30 protein-coding genes are annotated in these 23886 nt (G+C 61.6%); 18 read left to right on the top strand and 12 right to left on the bottom strand.

Translation table 11 applies throughout. The features are described from left to right. Positions 1–139: 139 nt before the first annotated feature. From FHT79_RS29025 to FHT79_RS29015, 3 genes are read left to right on the top strand one after another with little or no spacing between them, the layout of a single operon-like run. Positions 140–1054 carry a sugar phosphate isomerase/epimerase gene (locus FHT79_RS29025; RefSeq protein ID WP_047614347.1) on the top strand — a complete coding sequence of 305 codons (915 nt, stop codon included), beginning with the start codon at positions 140–142 and terminating at the stop codon, positions 1052–1054. A gap of 32 nt (positions 1055–1086) precedes the next feature. Beyond that, entirely contained in the window at positions 1087–2010 is a 924-nt protein-coding gene (locus tag FHT79_RS29020; RefSeq protein WP_097595719.1) for a TIM barrel protein, read from the top strand. A gap of 10 nt (positions 2011–2020) precedes the next feature. After that, entirely contained in the window at positions 2021–3184 is a 1164-nt protein-coding gene (locus FHT79_RS29015; RefSeq protein WP_097595720.1) for a Gfo/Idh/MocA family oxidoreductase, read from the top strand. 27 nt (positions 3185–3211) lie between these two features. On the opposite strand, the gene FHT79_RS29010 is transcribed toward FHT79_RS29015, so the two are convergent. The 4 genes from FHT79_RS29010 to FHT79_RS28995 all read right to left on the bottom strand — a co-directional run bounded on the left by FHT79_RS29010 (position 3212) and on the right by FHT79_RS28995 (position 5908). Continuing rightward, positions 3212–3382, bottom strand: coding sequence for a hypothetical protein (locus FHT79_RS29010; RefSeq protein WP_164735918.1), 171 nt, complete (start codon positions 3380–3382; stop codon positions 3212–3214). Between the two features lie 67 nt (positions 3383–3449). Further along, complete coding sequence (locus FHT79_RS29005) at positions 3450–3842, bottom strand: hypothetical protein (protein WP_047614341.1); 393 nt, start codon at positions 3840–3842, stop codon at positions 3450–3452. 66 nt (positions 3843–3908) lie between these two features. Beyond that, on the bottom strand, positions 3909–5543 hold the full coding sequence (groL, locus tag FHT79_RS29000; protein WP_063476668.1) for a chaperonin GroEL: 1635 nt from the start codon (positions 5541–5543) through the stop codon (positions 3909–3911). Between the two features lie 47 nt (positions 5544–5590). Then, positions 5591–5908: a co-chaperone GroES gene (locus tag FHT79_RS28995; RefSeq protein ID WP_047614337.1), complete on the bottom strand. Its 318-nt coding sequence runs from the start codon at positions 5906–5908 to the stop codon at positions 5591–5593. A gap of 501 nt (positions 5909–6409) precedes the next feature. Between FHT79_RS28995 and FHT79_RS28990 the strand changes: the two genes are divergently transcribed. From FHT79_RS28990 to FHT79_RS28975, 4 genes are all read left to right on the top strand, one after another. Further along, positions 6410–6673 (top strand): hypothetical protein, encoded by a 264-nt coding sequence (locus FHT79_RS28990; protein ID WP_047614517.1) that lies wholly within the window; start codon positions 6410–6412, stop codon positions 6671–6673. Beyond that, positions 6670–6996: a hypothetical protein gene (locus FHT79_RS28985; protein WP_097595721.1), complete on the top strand. Its 327-nt coding sequence runs from the start codon at positions 6670–6672 to the stop codon at positions 6994–6996. Before FHT79_RS28990 ends, FHT79_RS28985 begins: the two co-directional genes overlap by 4 nt. Beyond that, positions 6993–7304: a hypothetical protein gene (locus tag FHT79_RS28980; protein ID WP_097595722.1), complete on the top strand. Its 312-nt coding sequence runs from the start codon at positions 6993–6995 to the stop codon at positions 7302–7304. The genes FHT79_RS28985 and FHT79_RS28980 overlap by 4 nt, the downstream gene beginning before the upstream one ends. A gap of 237 nt (positions 7305–7541) precedes the next feature. Then, positions 7542–7922, top strand: a complete 381-nt coding sequence (locus FHT79_RS28975; protein WP_047614333.1) for a VOC family protein — start codon at positions 7542–7544, stop codon at positions 7920–7922. A gap of 50 nt (positions 7923–7972) precedes the next feature. Here FHT79_RS28975 and FHT79_RS28970 read toward each other — a convergent pair whose 3' ends face one another. Continuing rightward, on the bottom strand, positions 7973–8359 hold the full coding sequence (locus FHT79_RS28970) for an ectoine synthase (RefSeq protein WP_048338366.1): 387 nt from the start codon (positions 8357–8359) through the stop codon (positions 7973–7975). Positions 8360–8490: 131 nt separating this feature from the next. Here FHT79_RS28970 and FHT79_RS28965 point away from each other — a divergent pair, with 131 nt between their 5' ends. Then, positions 8491–9354 carry a LysR substrate-binding domain-containing protein gene (locus FHT79_RS28965; protein ID WP_097595723.1) on the top strand — a complete coding sequence of 288 codons (864 nt, stop codon included), beginning with the start codon at positions 8491–8493 and terminating at the stop codon, positions 9352–9354. Positions 9355–9395: 41 nt separating this feature from the next. Here the strand turns inward: FHT79_RS28965 and FHT79_RS28960 are convergent, their stop codons facing one another. Continuing rightward, positions 9396–10358, bottom strand: coding sequence for a LysR family transcriptional regulator (locus FHT79_RS28960; protein WP_047614329.1), 963 nt, complete (start codon positions 10356–10358; stop codon positions 9396–9398). Between the two features lie 123 nt (positions 10359–10481). Here FHT79_RS28960 and FHT79_RS28955 point away from each other — a divergent pair, with 123 nt between their 5' ends. The 5 genes from FHT79_RS28955 (at position 10482) to FHT79_RS28935 (ending at position 14640) form a co-directional block, all read left to right on the top strand. Then, positions 10482–11882, top strand: a complete 1401-nt coding sequence (locus tag FHT79_RS28955; RefSeq protein ID WP_132574010.1) for an MFS transporter — start codon at positions 10482–10484, stop codon at positions 11880–11882. Positions 11883–11977: 95 nt separating this feature from the next. Further along, entirely contained in the window at positions 11978–12355 is a 378-nt protein-coding gene (locus FHT79_RS28950) for a hypothetical protein (protein ID WP_174824448.1), read from the top strand. Between the two features lie 27 nt (positions 12356–12382). Next, positions 12383–12718 carry a hypothetical protein gene (locus FHT79_RS28945; protein WP_097595725.1) on the top strand — a complete coding sequence of 112 codons (336 nt, stop codon included), beginning with the start codon at positions 12383–12385 and terminating at the stop codon, positions 12716–12718. A 373-nt stretch (positions 12719–13091) separates the two neighbouring features. Beyond that, positions 13092–13235, top strand: coding sequence for a hypothetical protein (locus FHT79_RS28940; RefSeq protein ID WP_164735919.1), 144 nt, complete (start codon positions 13092–13094; stop codon positions 13233–13235). 301 nt (positions 13236–13536) lie between these two features. Then, complete coding sequence (locus FHT79_RS28935; protein WP_047614325.1) at positions 13537–14640, top strand: fatty acid desaturase; 1104 nt, start codon at positions 13537–13539, stop codon at positions 14638–14640. Between the two features lie 141 nt (positions 14641–14781). Here FHT79_RS28935 and FHT79_RS28930 read toward each other — a convergent pair whose 3' ends face one another. Continuing rightward, positions 14782–15696 (bottom strand): SDR family oxidoreductase, encoded by a 915-nt coding sequence (locus FHT79_RS28930; RefSeq protein WP_047614513.1) that lies wholly within the window; start codon positions 15694–15696, stop codon positions 14782–14784. 121 nt (positions 15697–15817) lie between these two features. Here FHT79_RS28930 and FHT79_RS28925 point away from each other — a divergent pair, with 121 nt between their 5' ends. Beyond that, positions 15818–16387 carry a TetR family transcriptional regulator gene (locus tag FHT79_RS28925; RefSeq protein ID WP_183904595.1) on the top strand — a complete coding sequence of 190 codons (570 nt, stop codon included), beginning with the start codon at positions 15818–15820 and terminating at the stop codon, positions 16385–16387. Here FHT79_RS28925 and FHT79_RS28920 read toward each other — a convergent pair. The 4 genes from FHT79_RS28920 to FHT79_RS28905 all read right to left on the bottom strand — a co-directional run bounded on the left by FHT79_RS28920 (position 16384) and on the right by FHT79_RS28905 (position 19062). Continuing rightward, positions 16384–17007 carry an exopolysaccharide biosynthesis protein gene (locus FHT79_RS28920; protein WP_097595798.1) on the bottom strand — a complete coding sequence of 208 codons (624 nt, stop codon included), beginning with the start codon at positions 17005–17007 and terminating at the stop codon, positions 16384–16386. The two genes, FHT79_RS28925 and FHT79_RS28920, sit on opposite strands and share 4 nt — an antisense overlap. A 25-nt stretch (positions 17008–17032) precedes the next feature. After that, the gene (locus tag FHT79_RS28915) at positions 17033–17335 is read right to left on the bottom strand and encodes a hypothetical protein (RefSeq protein ID WP_097595727.1); all 303 of its coding nucleotides are present in this window, start codon (positions 17333–17335) and stop codon (positions 17033–17035) included. A gap of 44 nt (positions 17336–17379) precedes the next feature. Further along, positions 17380–18363: a TerC family protein gene (locus tag FHT79_RS28910; RefSeq protein WP_183904594.1), complete on the bottom strand. Its 984-nt coding sequence runs from the start codon at positions 18361–18363 to the stop codon at positions 17380–17382. A 222-nt stretch (positions 18364–18585) separates the two neighbouring features. Further along, positions 18586–19062 carry a YcgN family cysteine cluster protein gene (locus FHT79_RS28905; protein ID WP_048338360.1) on the bottom strand — a complete coding sequence of 159 codons (477 nt, stop codon included), beginning with the start codon at positions 19060–19062 and terminating at the stop codon, positions 18586–18588. Positions 19063–19266: 204 nt separating this feature from the next. Here FHT79_RS28905 and FHT79_RS28900 point away from each other — a divergent pair, with 204 nt between their 5' ends. The 3 genes from FHT79_RS28900 (at position 19267) to FHT79_RS28890 (ending at position 22760) form a co-directional block, all read left to right on the top strand. Continuing rightward, positions 19267–21453 (top strand): PBP1A family penicillin-binding protein, encoded by a 2187-nt coding sequence (locus FHT79_RS28900; RefSeq protein WP_063476661.1) that lies wholly within the window; start codon positions 19267–19269, stop codon positions 21451–21453. 178 nt (positions 21454–21631) lie between these two features. Continuing rightward, positions 21632–22219 carry a DUF1214 domain-containing protein gene (locus tag FHT79_RS28895; protein WP_047614316.1) on the top strand — a complete coding sequence of 196 codons (588 nt, stop codon included), beginning with the start codon at positions 21632–21634 and terminating at the stop codon, positions 22217–22219. Then, positions 22212–22760 (top strand): membrane protein, encoded by a 549-nt coding sequence (locus FHT79_RS28890; RefSeq protein WP_047614314.1) that lies wholly within the window; start codon positions 22212–22214, stop codon positions 22758–22760. Before FHT79_RS28895 ends, FHT79_RS28890 begins: the two co-directional genes overlap by 8 nt. A 14-nt stretch (positions 22761–22774) precedes the next feature. Here FHT79_RS28890 and FHT79_RS28885 read toward each other — a convergent pair whose 3' ends face one another. Further along, positions 22775–22942 carry a hypothetical protein gene (locus FHT79_RS28885; RefSeq protein ID WP_179874697.1) on the bottom strand — a complete coding sequence of 56 codons (168 nt, stop codon included), beginning with the start codon at positions 22940–22942 and terminating at the stop codon, positions 22775–22777. A 542-nt stretch (positions 22943–23484) separates the two neighbouring features. Here FHT79_RS28885 and FHT79_RS28880 point away from each other — a divergent pair. Beyond that, positions 23485–23691, top strand: a complete 207-nt coding sequence (locus FHT79_RS28880; protein WP_047614508.1) for a hypothetical protein — start codon at positions 23485–23487, stop codon at positions 23689–23691. The last annotated feature ends 195 nt before the right edge of the window (positions 23692–23886 follow it).

The raw sequence follows: 23886 nt of genomic DNA, 5'->3' as shown, positions 1-23886 counted from the left end.
ATCAAATTTGATCATCGAAGCATTGGAATATCGAGGCGCCGCGGCAGTATCGTGGCGGCAATCCGGGAGGAGCACCGGAAGCATGAAACGAGATCAAGGAGCGTCCGCCGGCGATGGCTGGGGATGACGGAGGAACCAGATGAAGATCGCACTCGACCCGCATATGCACCGTCACCTCAACCTCAACGACCTCTGCCGCAAGGCGGCCGAGCTCGGCTATGAGCATATCGAGCTTTCGCCGCGCGACGATTTCCTGCCCTGGTGGGTGCGCCCGCGGGCACACAAGGAACGCATCGCGGAATTCAAGGCGGCGCTGAAGGATCATGGCGTCCAGCTCGCCTCGCTGCTGCCGATGTATCGCTGGGCGAGCCCGCATGAGGATGAGCGGCAGGCGGCGGTGCGCTACTGGAAGGAAGCGATCGAAATCGCGGCCGAAATGGGCTGCGATACGATGAACTCGGAATTCGGCCGCGGCCCGTCGCCGGATCGCAGCCACCGCTCCAACTGCTGCGGCGGCATGCACACCCACGAACACAGCGAGGCAGCCTGGTGGCGCTCGATGGAAGAGCTCGTTCCGGTGTTCGAGCGCGAGGGTGTCACGCTCAACATGGAGCCGCATCCGGAAGACTGGTGCGAAACGCTGCATCCGGCGATCGACATGCTGAAGACCATCGGCTCGAAGAACGTCAAGTTCCTCTATTGCGCGCCGCATACTTTCTATTTCGGTGACGACATGGCGCGGATGATCCGCGATGCCGGCCCGCTGATCGCCCATGTGCATGTGGCCGATACCTATAATCACAAGGCGTCGTCAGGGCTGCGCTACATCATCAACCCGCCGGGCGCCAAGGTGACGATCCATCAGCACATGGATATGTACCAGGGCGAGATCAACTGGGATGTGTTCTTCTCCTCGCTCGCCGCTGTCGGCTTCGACGGCATCATCACCGCCTGCGTCTTCGGCTGGGAAGACCGCGCCGATGAATCCGGCCGCTTCATGCGCGCCGAAATCCAGAAATATGTCGACAAATACTGGCCCGGGAAACGCGGCTGACCCTCGGCATCACCACTATCAGGAACAGAACCGTGACCATCACGATTACGACGGCCCCCTGCTGCTGGGGCGTTGATGACGTCAACAATCCAAACCTTCCCGCCTGGGAGCGCGTCTTCGACGAGGCCGCCGCCGCCGGCTATGGCGGCCTTGAGCTCGGGCCCTACGGCTACGTGCCGCTCGATGATGCGCTGGTTGCCAAGGCGCTTGCCGAACGCAATCTGTTCATCGTCGCCGGCACGATCTTCGACGATCTGGTCTCTCCCGACAACCGGGAGACATTGCTGCGGCAGACCGACGAAATCTGCGCCGTGATCACCCGACTGCCGCAGCCGGAACAGGTGGCGGGCCAGCGGTTCAGGACGCCCTATCTCACGGTCATGGACTGGGGCCATGACGAGCGGGACTATGCCGCCGGCCATTCCGATCGTGCGCCGCGCCTCGACGACAAGGCCTGGGCCGGGATGATCGCCAATATCACGGCGATCGCCGAACTTGCTCAGCGCAAATACGGCGTTCGCGCCGTCATCCATCCGCATGCGGGCGGCTATATCGAATTCGCCGACGAGATCGAGCGGGTGGCGAACGACATTCCGCAGGCAGTCGCCGGCTTCTGCCTTGACACCGGCCATACTTATTATGCCGGCATGGACCCGGTGGAGACGCTGCGCCGCTATGCCGACCGGCTCGACTACGTCCATTTCAAGGATATCGACCAGGCCGTCTTCGACCGCGTGCTCGGTGAAAGGATCCGCTTCTTCGAGGCCTGCGGACAGGGCGTGATGTGCCCGATCGGCCGCGGCATCATCGACTACCCCGCCGTCAAGCGGACGCTCGAGGAGATCGGTTATCACGGCTTCATCACCATCGAGCAGGAGCGCGATCCGAGGAATGTCGCCGGCAGCCTCGACGATGTGAAGCAAAGCCGCGATTACCTCAGGTCCGTTGGTTTTTAGGGAAAACACTATGACGAATGACAGGCGAAAGCCGATCCGCTGGGGCATGGTCGGCGGCGGCAAAGGCAGCCAGATCGGCTATATTCATCGCTCGGCGGCGCATCGCGACGACGTCTTTGCCCTTGCGGCGGGCGCCTTCGATATCGATCCCGAGCGCGGTCACGCCTTCGGTCTCGATCTCGGGCTCGACGCAGCCCGGAGCTACCCGGACTATGCAGCGATGTTTGCCGCCGAAGCCGCACGCGCCGACGGTATCGAGGCGGTGTCGATCGCAACACCCAACAACACTCATTTCGCGATCTGCAAGGCAGCTCTCGAACATGATCTGCATGTGATCTGCGAAAAGCCGCTCTGCTTTACCATCGCCGAAGCCGAGGAGTTGAAGGCGCTGTCAAAAGCGCGCGGCCGGATCGTCGGCGTGACCTATGGCTATGCCGGCCATCAGATGATCGAGCAGGCGCGCGCCATGGTCAGGAATGGCGATCTCGGTGAGATCCGCATCGTCAACCTGCAATTTGCGCACGGCTTCCACAGTGCCGCGGTGGAGGAGCAGAACCCGTCGACGCGCTGGCGTGTCGATCCGAAATTCGCGGGCCCCAGCTATGTCCTCGGCGACGTCGGAACCCATCCGCTCTACATTGCCAAGGTCATTCTGCCGCACCTCAAGATCAGCCGCCTCCTCTGCACCCGCCAGAGCTTCGTCAAAAGCCGCGCGCCGCTGGAGGACAATGCGGTGACCCTGATGGAATACGACAATGGCGCGATCGCCACCATCTGGTCGAGCGCCGTCAATGCCGGCTCCATGCACGGCCAGAAGATCCGCATCGTGGGCTCGAAGGCCAGCATCGAATGGTGGGATGAGCGGCCGAACCAGCTCTCCTACGAAATCCAGGGGGAACCCGCCCGCATTCTCGAGCGCGGCATGGACTATCTCTATCCCGAGGCCAGGATCGACGACCGCATCGGCGGCGGCCATCCGGAAGGCCTTTTCGAAGCCTGGGCGAACCTCTACCGTCGCTTCGGCTTTGCCATCCACAGAGCGCGCGGCCTCGCGCCGGCGGGCATTGAGGATCTGGTCTTTCCCGATGTCGATGCCGGGCTGGAAGGGGTGCGCTGGGTGGAAAACTGCGTGCGGTCCGCCGACGCCGGCGGGGTCTGGCTGGATTATCGCTAGGCCGTCAACCGCGGTGTGACGCTATGCTCAGATAAGCCGGTCGTCATCTTCCGCCGCCTGCGGCGCGCGGCGACGTGTGCTGTCGTTGGCGGCTTTTTTCTGCCCGTCGGCTGATGCCTCAGGGACTTTCTTGAGGCTTTCGCCGCCGGCGTCGTCTGCGGCTGGCTGCGGGTCGCTCTTTTTTTCAAAGCGGATCATGGGTCATTTCCTGCTTCAACAGTGGGAGCGCTCCGCAGATATATCGGAGCGCTCTAGAAAAACGGCGTCAGACGGCAAGCGCAGTGGCGCAGCCTTGAACACTTCGGCTGTCGGACGAGGTCTGCCCAGGCATGGTTGCCCAGCCGCCCGCTTCGACAAACTGACGCTGCTTGTAGCCGTCGTTAAGCGCTTTGAACTCGATCAGTTTAGCGCTCGCATCCGGCGCCGCCTTGAACCGCTCGACGCAAATGGCCGACGCCAATTCTCCGCGTGCGGTATCGCCGGCGGCGGCGGCCGCTTTGCTTGACGTGCCGCCTGTGACCCAGCCTCCCCAGCTGAAGCCGATGATCATCGTGGCGATCGCCGTGACGACGCAGGCCCAGACGAGAAGCGTCTTGGATGGCTGGTAATTGTCGAAACGCTGGGTAATCGATGTCTTGCTGCTGCTCTGCACGGACATTGGAATTCTCCCTGTCTATTGTTCGGGTTGCGCCGTCCGGCGACGCCGGACCGGTTCAGGCTGGCCTCAGTATCCCATATCGCCCATGCCGCCATTTCCGGCTGAAGGGGCAGAGTCTCTTGCGGGAATGTCGGCGATCATCACCTCGGCGGTGATCAGAAGCGCCGCAATCGAGCCGGCGTCCTGCAGAGCGGTGCGTACGACCTTGGCCGGATCGACGATGCCGGCCTCGATCATATCAACATAGGTCTCCGTCTGTGCGTCGAAGCCCTGATTGTGATCATTGCTGCCGGCGAGTTTTCCGACGACGATGGAGCCTTCGAACCCGGCATTGTCGGCGATCTGCCGGATCGGGGCTTCAAGCGCCCTGAGCACGATCGAGATGCCGGCCGTCACGTCGGCGTTGTCGCCGGTCAAACCCGTCAGCGCCGACTTCGCGCGCAACAGTGCCACGCCGCCGCCCGGTACGATGCCCTCTTCGACCGCCGCACGGGTCGCGTTCAGCGCGTCGTCGATGCGGTCCTTCTTTTCCTTGACCTCCGTCTCGGTCGCACCGCCGACACGGATGACTGCGACGCCGCCGGCCAGTTTCGCCAGGCGTTCCTGCAGCTTTTCCTTGTCGTAGTCGGAGGTGGTCTCCTCGATCTGCGCCTTGATCTGCTGGATGCGCGCCTGGATGGCCGCTTTCTCGCCGGAACCGTCGATGATCGTGGTGCTCTCCTTCTCGATCAGCACGCGCTTGGCGCGGCCGAGCATATCGAGCGTGACGTTTTCGAGCTTGATGCCGAGATCCTCGGAAATCATCTGGCCTGATGTCAGCACGGCAATATCTTCCAGCATGGCCTTGCGGCGGTCGCCGAAGCCCGGCGCCTTGACGGCCGCGACCTTCAGGCCGCCGCGCAGCTTGTTGACGACCAGCGTCGCCAACGCCTCGCCTTCGACATCCTCGGAGATGAGCAGAAGCGGTTTGCCGGTCTGCACGACGGCTTCCAGGATTGGCAGCATCGCCTGAAGGCTGCCGAGTTTCTTCTCGTGAAGGAGGATATAGGGGTCCTCCAGTTCCACGCGCATCTTCTCGGCATTGGTAACGAAATAGGGTGAGAGGTACCCGCGGTCGAACTGCATGCCCTCGACGACGTCGAGTTCGGTCTCGGCGGTGCGCGCCTCCTCAACGGTGATGACGCCCTCATTGCCGACCTTGTCCATCGCCTTGGCGATCATCTCGCCGACGCTGACGTCGCCATTGGCGGCAATGGTGCCGACCTGGGCGATCTCGCCTGACGATTTGACTTTCCTCGCCCGCGCCTGGATCTCCTTGACCACCGCAACGACGCCGAGATCGATGCCGCGCCTGAGATCCATGGGATTCATGCCGGCAGCGACGAGCTTTGCGCCTTCACGAAAGATGGAGGCCGCAAGCACCGTCGCCGTCGTCGTGCCGTCGCCGGCAAGATCATTGGTCTTCGACGCTACCTCGCGCACCATTTGCGCGCCCATGTTCTCGAACTTGTCGGCGAGCTCGACTTCCTTGGCGACAGTGACGCCGTCCTTGGTGATGCGCGGTGCGCCATAGGCCTTGTCGATGACGACGTTGCGGCCCTTGGGGCCAAGCGTGACCTTGACGGCGTTGTTGAGCAATTCGACGCCGCGCAGCAGGCGATCGCGCGCATCGGTGGAGAATCTGATTTCCTTGGCAGACATGATATTGGTCCAGTTCGGTCTTGAGATACGGATCGGAATGCGATCGATCAGGCGGCCTTTTGAGAGGCCACTCCGATCTTTTCGACGATGCCCATGATGTCGGTCTCCTTCATGATCAGAAGGATCTCGCCCTCGATCGTGACCTCTGCCCCCGACCATTTTCCGAACAGAATGCGATCACCGACCTTAACGTCGAGCGGGATCAGATTACCGTTGCTGTCGCGCAGGCCCGGGCCGACTGCGACCACGTCGCCTTCCTGCGGCTTTTCCTTGGCGGCGTCTGGAATGATGATTCCGCCCTTGGATTTGACATCGCCTTCCGCACGTCGAATGACGACGCGGTCGTGAAGTGAACGGAATTTCATAGAGGTCTTTCTGCTGCCGGCGCGTATGGCGGCTGCAACACATAAATAGCACCCGTGGCACTCCATTGATAGGAGTGCCAAGAAATATTATTCACGCATGAAAAATCAGGAAATCATTTCGGCGGGATGTTTTGTAATAATTATGAATTGAATAGAATTTCTTGAGCCATTACGCTCCATTTTATTTGCGTGACCACGGAGTTAATTTGGCGTTTTTTATAGATAAATCCGAATTTATCTTGATTTAAACGTAATCTAGGCGTAACGATAAGCCTCGTCGATTTGGCCGACTTGGCTTCGCGGTGTCAGAGACCTACGACCCGCCATACACCACCGAATTCTCGATAGCGAATATATGACGTCGTTCCGGCGTGCATTTCGCGTATTCGATCCGGAATGAGCTTGGCGCTGACCGCGGATGTACCGGCAACGTCGAGTTCGTCCGGTTCGGATCTCAACGATACAGGAAATGCATCGGTGTTTCCTGCGGAGGCTTCAGTCATGACAAGTCGCACCACACAAACCGTCGTCCACTTTTCATCTCCTTTCCGCCTGCCAGGTTTCGACAGAGCACAGCCAGCCGGGGAATATCGCGTCGATTATGACGAGGAATTGATCGATGGCGTTTCCAGGCTTGCCTGGCGACGGATCGGCGCCTTCATCCACCTGCCGGCGATCGCCGCACAGAGTTCGACACTGCAGATGATGCCTATCCATCCGTCAGATCTCGAAACCGCGCTCGAAAAGGACCGCAAACCGTCATGACCGCTACGCGCACCCCGCAACGCAATGGACGTTCGGTCCGACGCGAGCCAGCAACACATATCTTCAAGGTTGGGCAGACCGTCCGGCTGAAGGACGGGTTCCTGATCGTGCCTTCCAAGCTCCCCGACACATACCGCATTACCGCCACGCTGCCTCCGAGAGGCAATCTGCTGCAATACCGTATCCGCAGCGACGACGAACGTCACGAGCGGGTCACGACGGAAGACAGCCTGGAGCCGGTAAACCTATCGCCCGGCAGCGGCGTAACACTGATCGAGACAACGTTTGGCCACGGCCCGAATGACGGAAGGTTGACATCGTGAACAGCCATGAAGACGAAGGAAGACCGAACGCCTTTGCTGTCGGTAATAACAAGGGCGGCGCGGCCGGCCACTACGCCATGGACATTGGACGCGACCGCCGGATCGAACCCGCCCGTTCGTGGACCGTCTATCACGCGAGCGTTCCGACGCACGCGGACCATGCCGTGATCGGCGCGAGCCGTTCGCAGGCCGGGAGAGACATGTTGTCCTTCAATCTTCTCAACATCGGATACCGGAAGGAATGGCTCAGGCTATCCGACGCTGCGCAGATCGCTCGTGACACCCCGCCGGCTCATCCGTGGCGCTAGGATCCGGACCCTACTCCGCCCTCCCCTAAATCACGTGACAGCGTCGCAGGGCTTGCGCTGAACAGCGGTAATTTCGGCGCGCCGATTTCTTTGCCAGGACGCTCGAGCGGATCGCCAGCCTTTTTGAACGACGCCCTTTCGTTGACTTCGGACCGCGGTTGAAAGATGTTGGCGTCGTGCCATCTTGAGGGATGAGCCGTCCTTCGGAGACCAAGGGAAGTCAGGGAGTTTGCGTCCATGTTCGATCATGTCTCCATCGGCGTAAAGGACATCGAAAGAGCCCGCCGTTTCTACGACGCGGCGCTGGCGCCGCTCGGATATGAGCGGCTGTCCAATTCCGACACGATGATCGGCTACGGCCCGGAAAGGGTCGGCCTCTGGGTGATGCAGGTCGAACACCCCGTTGTTGCCGATCTGCGATCCGGGCTGCATTTCTGCTTCGTCGCCCCGAACGAGGCTGCGGTCGATGCCTTTCACGCGGCGGCCGTCGCCTCCGGCGGCACGGATAATGGCGAACCGGGGATCCGGCCGGATTACGGACAATTCTATTACGCCGCCTTCATCATCGACCCGGACGGCTACCGGCTCGAAGCCTATTTTCATAAAGGCGAGCTGTAACAGGCCGACTGACCGTCAGAAAACCGCGCACTTTCCCTTATAGGCTGATCTCAATAAGCCGATCCCGAGGGGTCGTTCAGATTATGGCGCTCGGATCCCTCGAGCGGCGGATTGAAGACGCTGACGAGGATCATATCCTGGTCACGGCCGCCGCGCAGCAGATGCTTGTCATGCTTGTCGAGCACATAGATATCGCCTTGACGGATCGGAAAGACGGTGCCGTCCATATCCTCCACCTCGCCCTCGCCGGCGATGCAATAGCAGGCTTCGAGATGCTGGCGGTATTCGAGAAGCGAAACGGTGTTGGCGCGCACGATCGTATGACACACGGTAAAACCCATCCCGTCCTTTTCCGTCAGCAAACGGTGGCTCGTCCCATTGCCCCATTCCACAAAATAGTCGGTTGCTTCGACATCCTTCAGGCTGCGCACGTACATTTCGCTCTCCTGGTGTAAGAAAATTTGACACGTCAGCGATACTGTTCAGATCCGCTTCCTTCAGCCATACTGGTGATCTCCATAATCTGACAAATGATGATTTCTATCGGATAGCTGAGGAAAACTTACAGATGACACTTCCATTCGGCGCATTGAGAGCCTTCGAAGCGGCAGCGCGTCTTTCAAGTTTCTCACGCGCCGGCGACGAATTGCGCGTCACGCATGCCGCGATCAGCCATCAGATCCGTCATTTGGAGGAATGGTTCGGACGTGCCTTGTTTCTGCGTGAAAAACGCGGCGTGCGGCTCGCACCCGAGGCCAAAAGCTTTGCCGAAACCCTATCGAGCAGTCTTGAAAGAATTTCCGCAGAAGCGGAATTATTGAAGCTCAGGACGAGATCCGAGATCACCGTCGGCTGCATCCCGTCCATCGCGACGCGATGGCTGATACCATCGCTCAGCGATTTCCTGGCGAAGCATTCGGATGTCACAATAAAGGTGGTCTACGCCATGGCCGAACAGCGTCTGCGTGAAACCGGCTGCGATGTACTGATTACGCTTGGCGCCGACACCTTCGAAGGCGTCGTTTGCCACCAGCTTTTCTCCCGCGCCACTCAACCTGTCGCCAGTCCGCGCTATCTTGAAAGAAAGGGCAGCATCGACCACGCGACACAGATCGCAACGGCAGACCTGCTCCACGACGAGACCACAGCGCATTGGGCGCAGTGGCTCGACAAGGCGGGCGTGCCGTTGACGCCAACGCTAAGGGGGCCGGTGTTTCAAGACTTCAATTTGCTCGCAACCGCCGCCATTGCCGGTCATGGCGTGGCACTTTGCCCGGTCGAGTTATGCCGCCGCGAAATCGAGAATGGCGACCTGATCGTGCTCTCGGACATCGCGATTCTCGCACAGGAGAGCTATTTTCTGATCTGCAGGGCTTCCCCCCAAAAATCAATTTCAGCCTTCTGTACGTGGTTCAAATCGGTCATTGAATAGACGGCGGCCGGGGCGACAATCTCGATGCAATCACCCCTGAGTCAAGCCGCAGCTCTCGATATCGATACGCGGCAGCCGGAGGCTTCGAGCGCCACGCTGGCGACGTCAAGGAACAGGCCGCGGAACCAGCGCGCCCGGCCGTCCGCCTGGTCGACGCGGCGATAGAGCATGGTCACGGGATCGGCCGGCAGGGAAAGCGGCGGCTGGCAGATCGTCAGCCCATGCAATTGCGCCATGCAGCGACCGATCGATTCCGGCACCGTGGCGATGGCCGGCATGGCCCTGAGCGCCGTCGGCAAGGCGGAAAAACGCGGCACCGTCGCCACCACCTGCCTGACGTGGCCAGTGCGGCTCAGCGCGCTATCGATGCTGGTCGCGGCATTGCCTTCGAACGAAACGGTGACATGGGCGACATTGGCGAAATCCTTGAGGCTCAACGGCGCCTTCAGCCGGAGCTGGGCTTCATCGTAGATGCAGATCGAGGCCTGATCGAACAGCGGCGCGCGGATGTGCCAGGAGGCCGGCTCTTCGTGCACCGAGACGCTGAAGTCGAAGACGCCCTCGTCCAGCCGGCGCGCGGCATCGCGTTTGTCGGAAGCGATGCCGATCAGCCGGGCGCCGGGTGAGAGCTGGAGAAGACGGGCGGCAAGCGGGCCGAAGAAGGCCGATTCAAGATTGTCGCACATGCCGATGCGGAACTCGCCCTGCCAGCTGGCCGGATCGAATTCGGCCTGCGGGCGGATGGCACGCTCGATGCCCGACAGCGCATCCTCGATCGCCGGGGCGATGGAAAGGGCCCGCGGCGTCGGCTGCAGGCCGCGGCCGACGCGCACGAACAATTCGTCATCCAGTGCCTCGCGCAGGCGCCGCAAAGCGGCCGAAAGACCGGGCTGGCCAAGCAGCAGCCGCTCTGCGGCGCGACTGACATTGCGTTCCTGCATCAGCACCGAAAAGGCCAGCAGCAGATTGAGGTCGATCTTGCGAAGAGTGGCATCATTCATCATCACCAGTAATACCTGGCATGGCTACTATCAATTTGCAATAGGAAAGGAAGCTGTACATTTTCTCGTTCCCTGCCGCCCGGCAACCTCCCCCGATGAGGCGGCAGCAAAGAAGGAACGATTTCGATGACTCTTTCCAAATCGCGAAACGGGGCGGGACTGGCATTGCTGCTGCTCTGCGCCGCCAATTTTCTCGACGCCATGGATGTCTCCACCATCGGCGTCGCGCTGCCTGCCATCCAGGCCGAACTCGGCATGGAGGCGACCTCGCTGCAATGGGCCGTCAGCGCCTATGTGCTCGGCTATGGCGGCTTCCTGCTGCTCGGCGGCCGGGTCGCCGACGTCTTCGGCCATCGCCGCGTCTTCCTCTGGTCGCTGGCAATTTTTGCCGCCGCCAGCATCGCCGGCGGCTTCGTCGACAGCGGCCCGACACTGATCGCCGCCCGGTTGATCAAGGGCATTGCCGCCGCCTTCACCGCGCCGGCCGCCCTGGCGCTGCTGCTCTCCGTCTTCGGCGAGGGAACGGCGCGGGCAAAAGCGCTCGGCGTCTTCTCCTCCACCGGCGCCGCCGGCTTCGTGCTCGGCATGGTGATCGGCGGTGCTGCGACGATCTTCAGCTGGCGGGCGACGCTCGTCATGGGCGCGCCGGTCGCCATCCTGACGCTCCTTCTTGCGCCGTTGGTGCTGCCGGCCGACCCGAAAAGAACCGGACCGCGGCCGGCCTTCGACTGGGCCGGCGCGCTGACCATCACACCCGGGCTCTTGCTCTTCGTCTTCGGGATCACCAACGCTGCGGCAGCGGGCTGGCAGGCCTTCCCGACCTGGGGCTCGCTCATCGCGTCGCTGGTGCTGATCCTGCTCTTCCTCGCGGTCGAAGCGCGCCATGCCGATCCGATGGTGCCGCTCGGCATGTTCCGTCGGGCCAAGCTTCGGCATGCCAATGCGATTGCCGCCCTCTTCCAGGGCGCCTATGTCGGCTTCCAGTTCCTGGCGACGCTCTACTATCAGAACGCCATAGGCTGGTCGGCCTTCACCACCGGCTTCTGCTTTGCGCTTGGCGGCGTCTTCGTGATGTTCCTGGCGCCACGTTTTGCCACACTCGCGCAAAATCGCGGCGCCACCGGGCTGATGGCGGTGGGTGTCGGCCTGCAGGCCTTCAGCTACATCTTCTGGGTGACCGCGCTCGGACATGTCGACCCGATCATGCTCGTTCTGTTCTCGCAGATCCCGCTCGGCCTCGGTTACGCCCTGACCTACCCCTCGGTGCAGGTCGCGGCCCTTTCCGATGTGGAGGACGACAAGGCTGGACTCGCCTCGGGACTGCTCTTTGCCTCCTTCCAGATCGGCGGCGGCATCGTGCTTGCGGCCGCCTCGGCGGTCTTCGGCGCCGCGCCGCATTTCGGCTGGGACCCTTATGTCGCCGGCATCGCCTTCGTGGCGTTGCTTGCCATCGCCATCACCCTGCTTGCAGCCGCCGGTCCGCGGACATCGGCCGCCCGGAGACCCAGCTATCAGGCGGCGGAATAACCATCTCGGCCCGCACCCTGACCGGTGCGGGCTGCCCATCAACCGGTGCGATATCCGCAGCAAGATTCCCGTTGCGTTGCCTCAGCGAAAGGCGCATGGTCCCGCCTTCGGCAGCCATCGCACGGGCGCTGCCGACTGAGGGTTTTTATACCCTCGCCCCGACGAAAGGAGGACCGATGTCTTCCACCTCAGAAAAGCCGCATCTGACCTCGTCCGATCTCGACATGCTTCAGGGCGTGCTCGACGACGCCGGCTACGACGCCAGAATCCTGATCGATGACGAACGGGTTTTCAACGTCGCGGCCATCCTGCTGATCAGGCTGTTCCAAGAGGGCGTCACCTCGCCGGCCATGCTCTCACGGGCGCTCGAACACCATTTCGGCAAGCCGAAGGCCCCGCCGAAAGTGGTAACTCCTGTCTGTAACCGATATGCGATACAGGGATTGCCCCGCGAAAGACGTGCCGCCGGCTAGCCAGCCGCCCGGCTCCGAAGGATTATTGTGCGGAAAACCCTCTTGCTTTGTATCTCAGTCGCAGCGGCCGCCTATTTCGGATGGGTGCAATTCGGAGCTTACCAGCAACGGCAGCAGGACAAGGATCTTGCAGACATCGACAAGGAGCGCCGGGTGGCGCTCCTTGAGATCGACGGCTGCCAGGCGAAAGTGGATCTGCTTCTGTCGATGACCGACCGCCTTCTCAAGGCCGGCGGCATGCGGGTGCCACTCGATATCGGGCGGGATATCGAACTCTGTTTGGCTCGCGGCATCATGTCGGCATCAGGCATGGCCGAGATGGAAAGAACGAAGCTGATCCGGCTGTTTCCATTAAATGAATAAGCCCTGTGGAAATATGGCTTTCCTGCGGCGATGGCCTTAATGGCACCTCAATTTTATTCTATGAAGAGGGCTCGCTGATTTGGCCGATGCGGCATTTGCGGTGACCGGTTTTCCGGCCCCGCCATTTTCCCGATCGCGAAAGCATGGTGACGTCCCGTCTCAACGTCGGGTTTGGCTTTCGGTGACCTCTCCGGTCATCCGCCTCCAGACTGCGATGCGGTTTCAGCAGGCATCATTTTCATTCCATCCCTGCGGCCCGGTGTTGTCGGGTTGCCCCTCATGACGATCCCGCGATCTCCAGTCGCGACCGACAAGCGGGGCGAATACCACGCAGGCCGCGGTTTTTAATGTCGATCCAAAGGGAGACTCATCCATGGCAAAAGGACAGGTAAGAAGCAATCGCGAGGTCCGGAAGCCAAAAAAGGACAAGCAAGCTGCGAAAGTGGAAAGCACATTCGCCAACCAGATGAAGACGGCGACCAAAGCCGCCCCGCAGGGCAGTGCTCCAAAAAAATAGGGCCTCGTCTCGAGCCCTGGACGGGGCTCTCATCATCGATGGCGCATAACAGCGCAAATCAAAATCGATTTGCGGAAGGATTATGCGCAGATTCAAAGTCACAGCGTGCCCTTTCGGGCACGCCGCGCTCTGGCGTGACGGGATCACGCATGAACGTGTTTTAAAGAAAACGGAAGGTGCCACACAAAATGACCCCTCTTCATACCATGTACCGCTTCGACTATCCGCTATTCCTCATTCGCTCAGCCGTGGTGATTGCACTCGGCTTTTCGACTGTCGCTGCCTTTCACGGCGCTATTCTGTGATCGAATCTGCGCGCCGCAGCGAGTGCGAGGAAATCCGGGTTGCCCCTTCGGGCGAGCCTGACGAAAACCCGAAGCGATCCGAAGATCAAACCGCCCTTTTCACCGAGAAGGGCTGGTTGAAGATCCTTGCCCAATATCGCCAGCCACGGGCCGGACGCAGCGCCTTCGAGCTTGCCGTCACGGTCGTCCCCTTCGCGCTGTTCTGGGCCGCCGCATGGGCGGCGGTTCATTACAGCTTCTGGCCAGGTCTCATCCTCGTCGTTCCCGCCGCCGCTTTCCTGCTCCGGCTGTTCATGATCCAGCATGATTGCGGCCACGGCTCGTTTTTCGCCCGTCGCGGCGTCGACGACTGGGTTGGACGCACGATCGGCATCCTGACGTTGACGCCTTACGACTATTGGCGCCGGGCGCACGCAGAACACCACGCCTCGGCCGGGAACCTGGACGAGCGCGGCGTTGGCGACATCGAGACGCTGACGATTGCCGAATACAACGCGCTGTCGCGCTGGGGCCGGATCGGCTACCGGCTCTACCGGCACCCGATCGTGATGTTCGGCATTGGACCGGCATGGCTGTTTCTCATCAAGCAGCGCCTGCCTTTCGGCATGATGCGCTCCGGCGCCCTGCCCTGGATCTCGACCATGGCGACCAATCTTGCCATCGCAGCAGCCGCCGCACTGCTGATCTGGGCAGTCGGGATCGTCCCCTTTCTGCTGGTGCATCTGCCGATCGTGCTTCTGGCCGGCGCTGCCGGCGTCTGGCTGTTCTACGTCCAGCACCAGTTCGAGGAAACACATTGGTCGAAGAAGCCGGACTGGCAGTTCCAGCATGCGGCCCTGCACGGTGCCTCGCATTACGACCTGCCGCCGGTGCTGCGCTGGATCACCGGCAATATCGGCATCCACCACGTGCATCATCTGTCGAGCCGGGTGCCCTACTACCGGCTGCCGGAGGTGCTGCGAGATCATCCTGAGCTTGCCGATATCGGCCGCATCACGCTGATGGACAGCCTGCGCTGCGTCAAGCTGGTGCTGTGGGACGAACAGGCGAAGCGGCTGGTGTCGTTTCGCGACGCAGCCCGGCTCGCCGCAGCAAGATAACCGGCGAGCTCTGAGCGGTTCCGCTTTTGAAGCGCAGACCGCTCTGACCTTTTGTTTTTACGAAAATCCAGGGAAACCGGTTGACGGTTTCCCTGGAATCGGTCGGGTTTTTGCGGACACAAAACCCCGCGCAGTTTCGCTTTAGCGATAACCCGTCACATCCGCCGGTCTGCCCGGCTCCTGCACTTCCACCAGGTAGCGCCAGCAATCCGGCCGCGAACCGTCGATGTCGTCGAAGCCGTAGGTCTTCGCCACGCCGCCACTCGATAGCGACTGGCCGTTCCAGCGGCCGCGGTCGGGATCGGCGGCAATCGCCGCAACGGCGCGGCCGAGGAAACGCGGGGTTTCGGAAATGGCGAAATGCGGCTGTATCTTCGTCGCATCGCGCCAGTTCTCCTCGCGCACACCGTAGGCATCCAGCATCATTTCGGAGCGCAGCCAGCCGGGTGTGATCGAAACGGCGGTGGCGCCGTGTTTCGCCAGATCCTGCGCATGCGCCCAGGCCATGCGGGTGACGCCTGTCTTGACGAGATCGTAGAAGGGCGAAAGCCGGTAATGCGTGGCGTTGTATTCGGCCGTTCCGTCGGTTACTTCCACCAGCAGTCCACCCGGCCGCTCGATCATCAGCGGCAGCGCGTAGTGGGCGGTAATCAGATGTGTTTCGATGCCGAGCCGCAGCATGTGCAGGCCCTTGTCCAGCGAATGCTCCCAGACTGATTTGTCCCATTCGAACAGCTTCTCGCAGCCCCAGATGTCGTTGACGAGAATATCGAGCCGGCCGGCTTCCTGGCGAATGCGGGCGACCAGCGCCTCGACCTGTTGATTGACGAGGTGGTCCACCTGCACGGCAATGCCCTTGCCGCCGGCAGCGGTCACCAGTTCGGCCGTCTCCTCGATCGTCTCCGGCCTCATATATTCGGATTGCTGAGCGCGTGTCGTACGCCCGGTGACATAGACGGTGGCGCCGGCGGCGCCGAGCTCCATCGCAATGCCCCGGCCGGCGCCGCGCGTAGCTCCCGCCACCAACGCCACTTTCTCCCGCAAGTTCGCTGTCACTTCTCCATCCTCCACGCTAAAACGGCTCTCACGCCGAAATGGAACGCGCCCCGGTTTTCCGGGGTTGGTTGTATATAAACGAATGATCGTTTACATTCAACATGAATGCGAGAGGAATTTCATGCCGCGCCGCCGCACAGTTTCCGATGAACAGCTTCTCGCCATGGTGCTTGCGCTGATCCAGGCACAGGGGCCGGATGCGGCGACCTTTGCGGCGGTGGCGAAAGCAAGCGGCCTTTCCGGCTCGACGCTGGTGCAGCGTTTCGCAACGAAGGCGGCGATGCTGCGCGCAGCATTGCTTTATGCCTGGGACAGGCTTGACGCGGAAACGGCGCGACTTGCCCGGACCGTGCCGAAAACCCCGGACGGCGCCGTCGCGTTGCTCGTCGGCCTGTCGCAGGACTACGGGGACGATGCCGCCGCCTATGGCGAAGGACTGCTGGTGCTTCGCGAGGATTTCCGCGATCCGGTGCTGCGCGCCCGGGGTGCAGCCTGGGGAACAGCGCTGATGGCTGATATCGCGCAATGTTTCGGATCGGCGAAGGCGCCGGAGACGATCGCCCGGCTGATGCTGTCGCAATGGCAGGGTTCGCTGCTCTGGTGGGGTTTTGGCGCCGAAGGGCCGGTGGCTGCCTATGTCGAGACGGAGTTGCGGCGTTTCCTCGGCGCGGTACCTGTCCATTCAGCCTAGGAGGCCGTGAAGATCATCGCCTTGATAAAATAAAGCAAGGCGGTGGTCGCGACGATCGTCGCCGATGTGAGCAGCAGTCCGATCAGGGTGACGAGACCATCCCGCTCCATCAGGGCAACGGCGAGCACCACCAGCGACAACACCGGCAGAATATTGCCGAAGGGGATCGGCAGCGCGATCACGACGGCGAGCAGAAAGACAGGAATGCCAAGAAGCGCCTGTACCGTTCGGCCGGTGAGGGCCTGCAGCCGGCCGGCGCGCACGAGCTTTTCCACCCGGGCGATCACCGGGACCGCGTGACCCACGATAAGATCAAGCGCCACGGACGAAACCCGGCGATCCCTGATGATAGCGGGCAACCAGACCTTCCGGCCACCCGCGACGATCTGGAGGGAGACCAGCGCAAGCGCGGTGCCGAAAACCATTCCGAACGGCCCGGGGATCGGGGTTAGAGCCGGGATTGCCAGGAACAGGATGGTGAAGGCGATGCTGGTCGGGCCCATCGCCTCCAGAGCCTCGCCGATGGAGAGGCCGCCTTTCGCCCGGGCGAGTTCCAGCATCTCCCGAAGCCGCGCGGTGGCCACACCGCGCGGTCGTCTATTTCCGTCGTGATCAATCACACGGTCCATTTTCAGCCGATCGCGGTCACGCACCCTCGCCGGCTCCCTTCAGGGCGCTGGCAAGGGCTGCGCATTGTGGGTCGCTGCCGTCGAGAAGTTCTGCCGGCGCGGTATGGCCGATCGCTATGCTGACGACTGTGGCCGCCGCCCAGCCGTAGTCGCCGGCGGCGCGCTCGATGAGCTGCGGCCCCTGGGATGTCAGGCAGGCCCGGGACTGGCGGACGATCTCCACGGGAAGCCGGGCGCGCTCAGCCTGCTCCTGTATCTCAGCCTGCAGCGGACCGACGACGAGGAGGGCAAAAATCCAGCCGATGAAATCCGAAATCATATCCGGTTCCTTCCTTTGTTAGCGTTTGCGTGTGCAGAGCCCGCTCAGGCGGGCTGCTGCGGATCCCGCGTCTTCAGGAGGCTCCAGACCACGCCGGCGGCGATGATCGTGAAAGTGATGCTGAGCGAGAGCGCGGCCGGGAATTTTTCCAGGCCCAGCAGATCGGCGAGGAAGATCTTCGAGCCGATGAAGATCAGCACGATGGCAAGCGCGGGCTTCAGATAGCGGAAGCGATGAATCATCGCCGCCAGCGCGAAATAGAGGGCGCGAAGGCCGAGAATCGCGAAGATGTTCGAGGTGTAGACGATGAACGGATCGGTGGTGATCGCGAAGATCGCGGGCACCGAATCCACGGCGAAGATGACGTCTGCCACTTCGACCATCACGAGCGCCATGAAGAGCGGCGTGATGAACCAGGTCATCCCTCCCGTTTTGGGGTTTGCCTTTCTGACGAAGAACCGCTCGCCGTGATGCTCGTCGGTGACGTTGAAGCGGCTGCGCATGAAGCGGACGAGGACGTTCTTCGAGACCTCAGGCTCGGCCTCCTTGACGAACAGCATCTTGATGCCGGTGGCAATCAGGAACGCGGCGAAGATATAGAGAAGCCAGGCGAATTCGGCGACCAGCGTGGCGCCGACGCCGATCATGATGGCGCGCAACAGGATGACGCCCAGAATGCCCCAGAAGAGCACCCGGTGCTGGTAGATGCGCGGCACGGCAAAGAAGGAGAAGATCAGGGCAATGACGAAGACGTTGTCGAGGGCCAACGTCTTTTCGACGACGAAGCCGGTCAGATAGGCAAGGCCCGCCTCGGAGCCGAGATACCACCATACCCAGCCACCGAAGGCGAGGCCGAGCGCGATATAGAGGGCGGAAAGCCTGACGCTTTCGCCGACGCCGATTTCCTTGTTCTGCTTATGAAGAATACCGAGGTCGAACGACAGAATGGCGATGACGAGGGCGAAAAAGCTCGACCACATCCAGAGCGGCGTTCCTAGCCACTCGACGAACAAAAAAGAGAGATTCAAGGATAGTCCCCTGTCGGCACTGGTTGTCGGAGAAGAGGTCCGACATCGCAAGAGTGCCGAAGCTCTCGCCAGAGGGGCCCGGACCAGCGGGTCGCACCGCAAGTGGGGTCTCACTTTTCAATAATCAAGCAGCGGCCGGCGCCAATTTTATATGTCGCGCGGGAGGCGGCAGTGCGAATGCGTCACTCGCCCCGCAACAGAAAGCCGGGAGCGCCGGCCGCCTCAGGCTTCCTCATCGTCCTTTACCTCACCCACGGTCAGCGGCCAGTCGACGACGTAGTCCTCGAGATCGTCGATATCGATCTCGTTTTCGCTGATCGTGCGGCCTCGCGCGGAAATGCCGGCGGCATGAACGGTTTCCGGGTCACCGGAGACGAGCGGGTGCCACCAGTAGAGGTCATGGCCTTCATTGACCAGCCGGTAGCCGCAGGTGGGCGGCAGCCAGGCGATATCGGGCACGTTCTCCTTGGTCAGCTGCACACAATCCGGCACGAAGTCCCAGCGGTTCTCATAGCTGGAGCAACGACAGCTTTCGCCGTCGAGCAGCTTGCAGCTCACCGAGGTGAAATAGATATCGCCGCTGTCCCATTCCTCGATCTTGTTGAGACAACAGAGGCCGCAGCCATCGCAGAGGCTTTCCCACTCGGCGACGGTCATTTCGGCCAGCGTCTTGCTCTTCCAGAAGGGCAGATCGTTCATCGTTCGTTTCTTGCAACAGCGGCCCGCAAATTCGCGTGACCCTCATGCATCTCTCTTGTTATCAGCCGCAAAATCAATCAATTCTTCAATATACTCCTGGTACTCGGAGAATTCTCTCCTGGTATCGGAGAGCTTTGCGGCCATATGCGGGCCTTGCGCTTTCGTCGGAGATGACCGAAGCACGATCAGGCGGGAATACAGGACGTGCAGGATCCGGACAACCCAGAAAACGGGCCAGACAACGAGCCCGGAAAAGTGGCGAACGGGGCGGCGGACAAGCGGCCGAGGAAGAGCCGTCACATTCTGCTGCGCATCGATTCCTGGATCGATTCGACCGTCTGGAACGCCGGCTTCCGCGCCGCCGAGATCTGGGAAGACATCACCATCTTCTTCCGCCGCTTCCGCGTGCGCGGCTGGAAGCGCATGGTCTTCGAACTTGCCGGCGAAGGGCTGACGCTCGGGGCGGCCGGCTCGGTGCTGATGCTGCTGCTCGCCCAGCCCGCCTTCGAGGCGACCAAGGAGGACTGGCGCAATCGCGGCGATTTCGCTGTCACCTTCACCGACCGCTACGGCAACGTCATCGGCCATCGCGGCGTCATCCACCAGAATTCCGTGCCGATCGACGAGCTGCCGGATTCGCTGATCAAATCGGTGATCGCCACCGAGGACCGGCGCTTCTTCGACCATTTCGGCATCGATTTCATCGGCCTCTTCCGGGCCATGAGCGAGAATGCCCGCGCCGGCGAAGTCGTCCAGGGCGGCTCGACGCTGACCCAGCAGCTCGCCAAGAACCTGTTCCTGTCCAACGAACGCTCGATCGACCGCAAGGTGACCGAGGCCTTCCTGGCGCTGTGGCTCGAGGCGAACCTTTCCAAGAAGGAAATCCTCTCCACCTATCTCGACCGGGCCTATATGGGCGGCGGTACGTTTGGCGCCGCGGCGGCGGCACAGTTCTATTTCGGCAAAAACATCACCGATGTGAACCTTGCCGAATCCGCCATGCTTGCCGGCCTGTTCAAGGCGCCGGCGAAATATGCGCCGCATGTCAACCTGCCGGCGGCGCGTGCTCGCGCCAACGAAGTGCTGACCAATCTGGTGCAGAGCGGACTGATGACCGAAGGCCAGGTGATCGCCGCCCGGCGCAATCCGGCGACCGTCGTCGACCGCAACGAAGTGGAATCGCCTGACTTCTTCCTCGACTGGGCTTTCGACGAGGTGCAGCGGCTTTCACCGCGTTTCCACCAGCATTCGCTGATCGTGCGCACGACGATCGACATGGGCATCCAGCAGGCGGCCGAGGATTCGGTCGAAACGTCGCTGCGCGAATATGGCGAGGCCTATCACGCCAAGCAGGGCGCCATGGTGATGATCGAAAACGGCGGCGCCGTGCGCGCCATGGTCGGCGGCCGGGATTATGGCGAGAGCCAGTTCAACCGCGCCACCAGGGCGCTGCGCCAGCCGGGCTCTTCCTTCAAGGTCTACACCTATTCGGTGGCGATGGAGAGCGGGATGACGCCGCAGACGACGATCGTCGACGCGCCGATCTCCTGGGGCAATTGGAGCCCGCATAATTATGCCAACCGCTATGCCGGCCGCATCACGCTTGAGACCGCGATCGCCCAGTCGATCAACACCGTGCCGGTGCGGCTTGCCAAGGAAAAACTCGGTATCCAGCCGATCCGGGCGATGGCGAAGAACCTCGGCGTCGAAACGCCGATCCGCGACGACGTCACCATCCCGATCGGCACCTCCGAGGTGACGGTGCTTGACCAGGCGACGGCCTATGCCACCTTCCCGGCCGGCGGCTACCAGTCGCGCCGCCACGGCATCACCCAGATCCTCGACTACGACGGCGACGTGCTCTATGATTTCGACCGCGACGAGCCGGCGCCGAAACGTGTGCTCTCCGAACAGGCCGACGCCTATATGAACCAGATGCTGTCGCGCGTTCCCTATGTCGGTACGGCGCGCAAGGCAGCCCTCGACAACGGCATTGTGACCGCCGGCAAGACCGGTACGACCCAGGCCTATCGCGACGCCTGGTTCGTCGGCTACACCGGCAACTACACCTGCGCCGTCTGGTTCGGCAATGACGACTATACCTCGACCAACGAGATGACCGGCGGCTCGCTGCCGGCGATGACCTTCAAGCGCGCTATGGACTATGCCCATCAGGGTGTGACCCTGCGCGCCATTCCCGGCATCGAAAACCCCCTACCCTCGGAAAAGGACCTCGCCAAAACCGCCGCCGCCAAGCCGCAGGACGGTTTGCCGCAGCTCATCCGGCCGCGCATGCTCTCGGTTCAATCGACCGACATCCTCAAGAAACTCGGCGAGAAGCTGAAGAATGCCGCCCCGCTCGCGCCTGCGAAGGTGGCGAGCGCGGAGTAGTTGGCGGCATCACGCGCAGATTCAGAAATCCTCGACCCAGCAGATCCTCGGAGCCTGCCCCTCATCTGGCTGCCGCCACCAACCGGGGATCAATCGGCGCCTATGTCGCGGCGCGGCATTCCACCCCGCCAGAATCAGTGGTAACCCTTTCATCCGATATGGTTTCCAAGGTCTTGACGTGTTTCGATTCCCCCTCTTTATCGCGATCACGCTGATCGTCGCCTTCGGCGGCGGGATCATGATTTCGCTTTATGCGCTGGATGCGACGCAGGGTTTCGGGGCGATCAAGCTCGGCGCCTGGGAGGCGTTTCCGGCGCTGCAGACGGTCGAAGCCGACCCTTACGCCAAGTCGCACCGGGCGCGCGCCGGCAAGCTGCTCTATGGCAGCGCCGAGGGCCTGACCTTTACGGCGAGCGTCGACGACGAGGGCGGCCGGCTGAATGCCAACTGCCGCTACCGCATCAGCGGGCAGACGCCGCCTGCCCGGCTCTGGACCCTCTTTACCGCCGACAATGGCGGCAATCCGGCGGCGGTGAAGACCGGGCATCCCTCGGCGCTGAATTCCTGGACGGTGCTGCGCCAGCCGGACAGCAGCTTCTCGATCGAGATCTCCGCCGTCGCGCAACCGGGCAACTGGCTGGCCTTGCCGGAAGCCGGCACCTTCCGGCTGGTGCTGACGCTGTTCGACACCCCGACCGCCGGCAGCTCCGGCGTGATCGACCTCGCCATGCCGAAGCTCACCAAGACCGGATGCGGCAATGCTTAGGATATTCTTCGCTATCCTCACCGGTCTTTTCGGCGCAGCCCTGCTGCATCTCGTCATCATCCTGTCGCTGCCGCATTTCACCGGCAGGGATGCGGCGACCCGTGTGGAGGCGGAGGGCGACCTCAACAATTTCTATCTGCTCGCCGACCGGTATGACGAGGCCGGCCTTGCCAATGGCGACCCCTTCGTGCGCACCGCTGTCTGCTCCTTCGACATCGAAGATGGGCCGGTGCATTTCACCGCCAAGGGCAATGTGCCCTTCTGGTCGATCGCGATCTATGACAGCGCCTCCAATGAGGTCTTCAGCATGAACGACAGGACGTCGGTCGGCGGGGCGCTCGATGTGCTGGCCGGCGGTCCGATCCAGTTGACGGACCTGCGCAAGAACCTGCCGCAGGAATTGCAGCAGGCGATCCTGGTGGAAATGGCACGGCCGGACGGCTATGCCGTGCTGCGGACGCTGGCGCCGCAGGCGAGTTTTAATGAGGCCGCGCGCAACTTTCTCACGGAAGCCGGCTGCGAGCAATTCACCGCTCGCTGAGGTTGAACAAGCGGTTACTTCTTGTTGACGCGCGGCGCGGGCGCCGGACGATGTTTCGGGCTCTCGGCCAAGCGCTCGTAGCGAACGCCGGTGAACCAGAGGATCTTGGCTTCGCGGGGCTCCTTGCCCGGACGACGCGGCGCCCGCGGCCGCCGATCCGCCAATGCGACTACTATTGCCATTCTCGTCTCCATGCACTGCCCGAGACGGATGAACTTGCGATGGATTTCACCCTGCCCGCCAATGTGCGGGCCGGCGCGTCCTGCGGAACCGGGATGACCGGACCGAGGGCATTCGCGCCTTTCCCACGGCACCTGATTGAAATACCGTGATGCGGAGTTTCAACGATCCAAACACTCAAATCGCGTCGTTCCTATCCGAATTGAGACAGATGACAGTTAACAGTTTACTAATATTCGGCGGATGCCAAACACAGTTCACCTCACTTCCTCTGTAACGCGCGAAGAGTTGATTTGGTTTCACGCCGCCCACGGAAAGACAGGGTTGAAGATCGACGCGTAAAATTAGAAACAATTCATATAGTTGGCATTGAGGCGGCAAGCTTGCACGCGCGGAAAAAGGCAGTGTTGCAAAAATGCTTCATGAAAATATTTAATTGCGAGCGACTGAGATGCGCGTATTGTTGCTCTCATCGATCATACGTTTCCGGGCCCCGATCGATCGCGGATCATCCACGCTCTTGCCGGAATGCGGAGTGCAAGCGGTGTCTTTGCTGGTGAATTCTTCTTTCTCGCCTGAGGATCTCGACGTGCTGCGCAGTGCGCTCGACGACTGGTGCGCGGAACGGCGCATCGACATCAGAAGCGTCGAGGCGCAGTTTGCGGCATCCACCGCACTCGACCTCTATCAAGCCGGTTACGACAGCCGCGAAAAGCTGCTGCACGCGCTGCGCGATCACAGGATCGCCTGAACTTTTCCGCAATCGCAGCGGCGATACGCAGGCGGCCCAGCGCCCTTTCAAACCAAGCATTTTTATATTGCCGGCCAACCATGCCGCGACACGCGTTGCGTGTATATTTCTGTTACATTTTAATAAAATCTTCAGCATGCATTAACCGTACCGGTGTAGGATTTATTCATAACCGTATGGCCCGACATGCGTTCC

This window comes from Rhizobium sp. BK212, assembly GCF_014197475.1.
Taxonomy (GTDB): domain Bacteria; phylum Pseudomonadota; class Alphaproteobacteria; order Rhizobiales; family Rhizobiaceae; genus Rhizobium; species Rhizobium anhuiense.
The sequence above is the reverse complement of the archived record's forward strand: the minus strand, read 5'-3'. Positions and strand labels throughout refer to the sequence as shown.

Bases quoted from the DNA above. Each gene is read 5' to 3' on its own strand.
- FHT79_RS29025 (WP_047614347.1), top strand. From the start codon at position 140: ATGAAGATCGCACTCGACCCGCATATGCACCGTCACCTCAACCTCAAC.
- FHT79_RS29015 (WP_097595720.1), top strand. From the start codon at position 2,021: ATGACGAATGACAGGCGAAAGCCGATCCGCTGGGGCATGGTCGGCGGC.
- FHT79_RS29010 (WP_164735918.1), bottom strand. From the start codon at position 3,382: ATGATCCGCTTTGAAAAAAAGAGCGACCCGCAGCCAGCCGCAGACGAC.
- FHT79_RS29005 (WP_047614341.1), bottom strand. From the start codon at position 3,842: ATGTCCGTGCAGAGCAGCAGCAAGACATCGATTACCCAGCGTTTCGAC.
- groL (WP_063476668.1), bottom strand. From the start codon at position 5,543: ATGTCTGCCAAGGAAATCAGATTCTCCACCGATGCGCGCGATCGCCTG.
- FHT79_RS28995 (WP_047614337.1), bottom strand. From the start codon at position 5,908: ATGAAATTCCGTTCACTTCACGACCGCGTCGTCATTCGACGTGCGGAA.
- FHT79_RS28990 (WP_047614517.1), top strand. From the start codon at position 6,410: ATGACAAGTCGCACCACACAAACCGTCGTCCACTTTTCATCTCCTTTC.
- FHT79_RS28985 (WP_097595721.1), top strand. From the start codon at position 6,670: ATGACCGCTACGCGCACCCCGCAACGCAATGGACGTTCGGTCCGACGC.
- FHT79_RS28975 (WP_047614333.1), top strand. From the start codon at position 7,542: ATGTTCGATCATGTCTCCATCGGCGTAAAGGACATCGAAAGAGCCCGC.
- FHT79_RS28970 (WP_048338366.1), bottom strand. From the start codon at position 8,359: ATGTACGTGCGCAGCCTGAAGGATGTCGAAGCAACCGACTATTTTGTG.
- FHT79_RS28965 (WP_097595723.1), top strand. From the start codon at position 8,491: ATGACACTTCCATTCGGCGCATTGAGAGCCTTCGAAGCGGCAGCGCGT.
- FHT79_RS28960 (WP_047614329.1), bottom strand. From the start codon at position 10,358: ATGATGAATGATGCCACTCTTCGCAAGATCGACCTCAATCTGCTGCTG.
- FHT79_RS28955 (WP_132574010.1), top strand. From the start codon at position 10,482: ATGACTCTTTCCAAATCGCGAAACGGGGCGGGACTGGCATTGCTGCTG.
- FHT79_RS28950 (WP_174824448.1), top strand. From the start codon at position 11,978: ATGGTCCCGCCTTCGGCAGCCATCGCACGGGCGCTGCCGACTGAGGGT.
- FHT79_RS28940 (WP_164735919.1), top strand. From the start codon at position 13,092: ATGGCAAAAGGACAGGTAAGAAGCAATCGCGAGGTCCGGAAGCCAAAA.
- FHT79_RS28925 (WP_183904595.1), top strand. From the start codon at position 15,818: ATGCCGCGCCGCCGCACAGTTTCCGATGAACAGCTTCTCGCCATGGTG.
- FHT79_RS28915 (WP_097595727.1), bottom strand. From the start codon at position 17,335: ATGATTTCGGATTTCATCGGCTGGATTTTTGCCCTCCTCGTCGTCGGT.
- FHT79_RS28905 (WP_048338360.1), bottom strand. From the start codon at position 19,062: ATGAACGATCTGCCCTTCTGGAAGAGCAAGACGCTGGCCGAAATGACC.
- FHT79_RS28890 (WP_047614314.1), top strand. From the start codon at position 22,212: ATGCTTAGGATATTCTTCGCTATCCTCACCGGTCTTTTCGGCGCAGCC.
- FHT79_RS28885 (WP_179874697.1), bottom strand. From the start codon at position 22,942: ATGGCAATAGTAGTCGCATTGGCGGATCGGCGGCCGCGGGCGCCGCGT.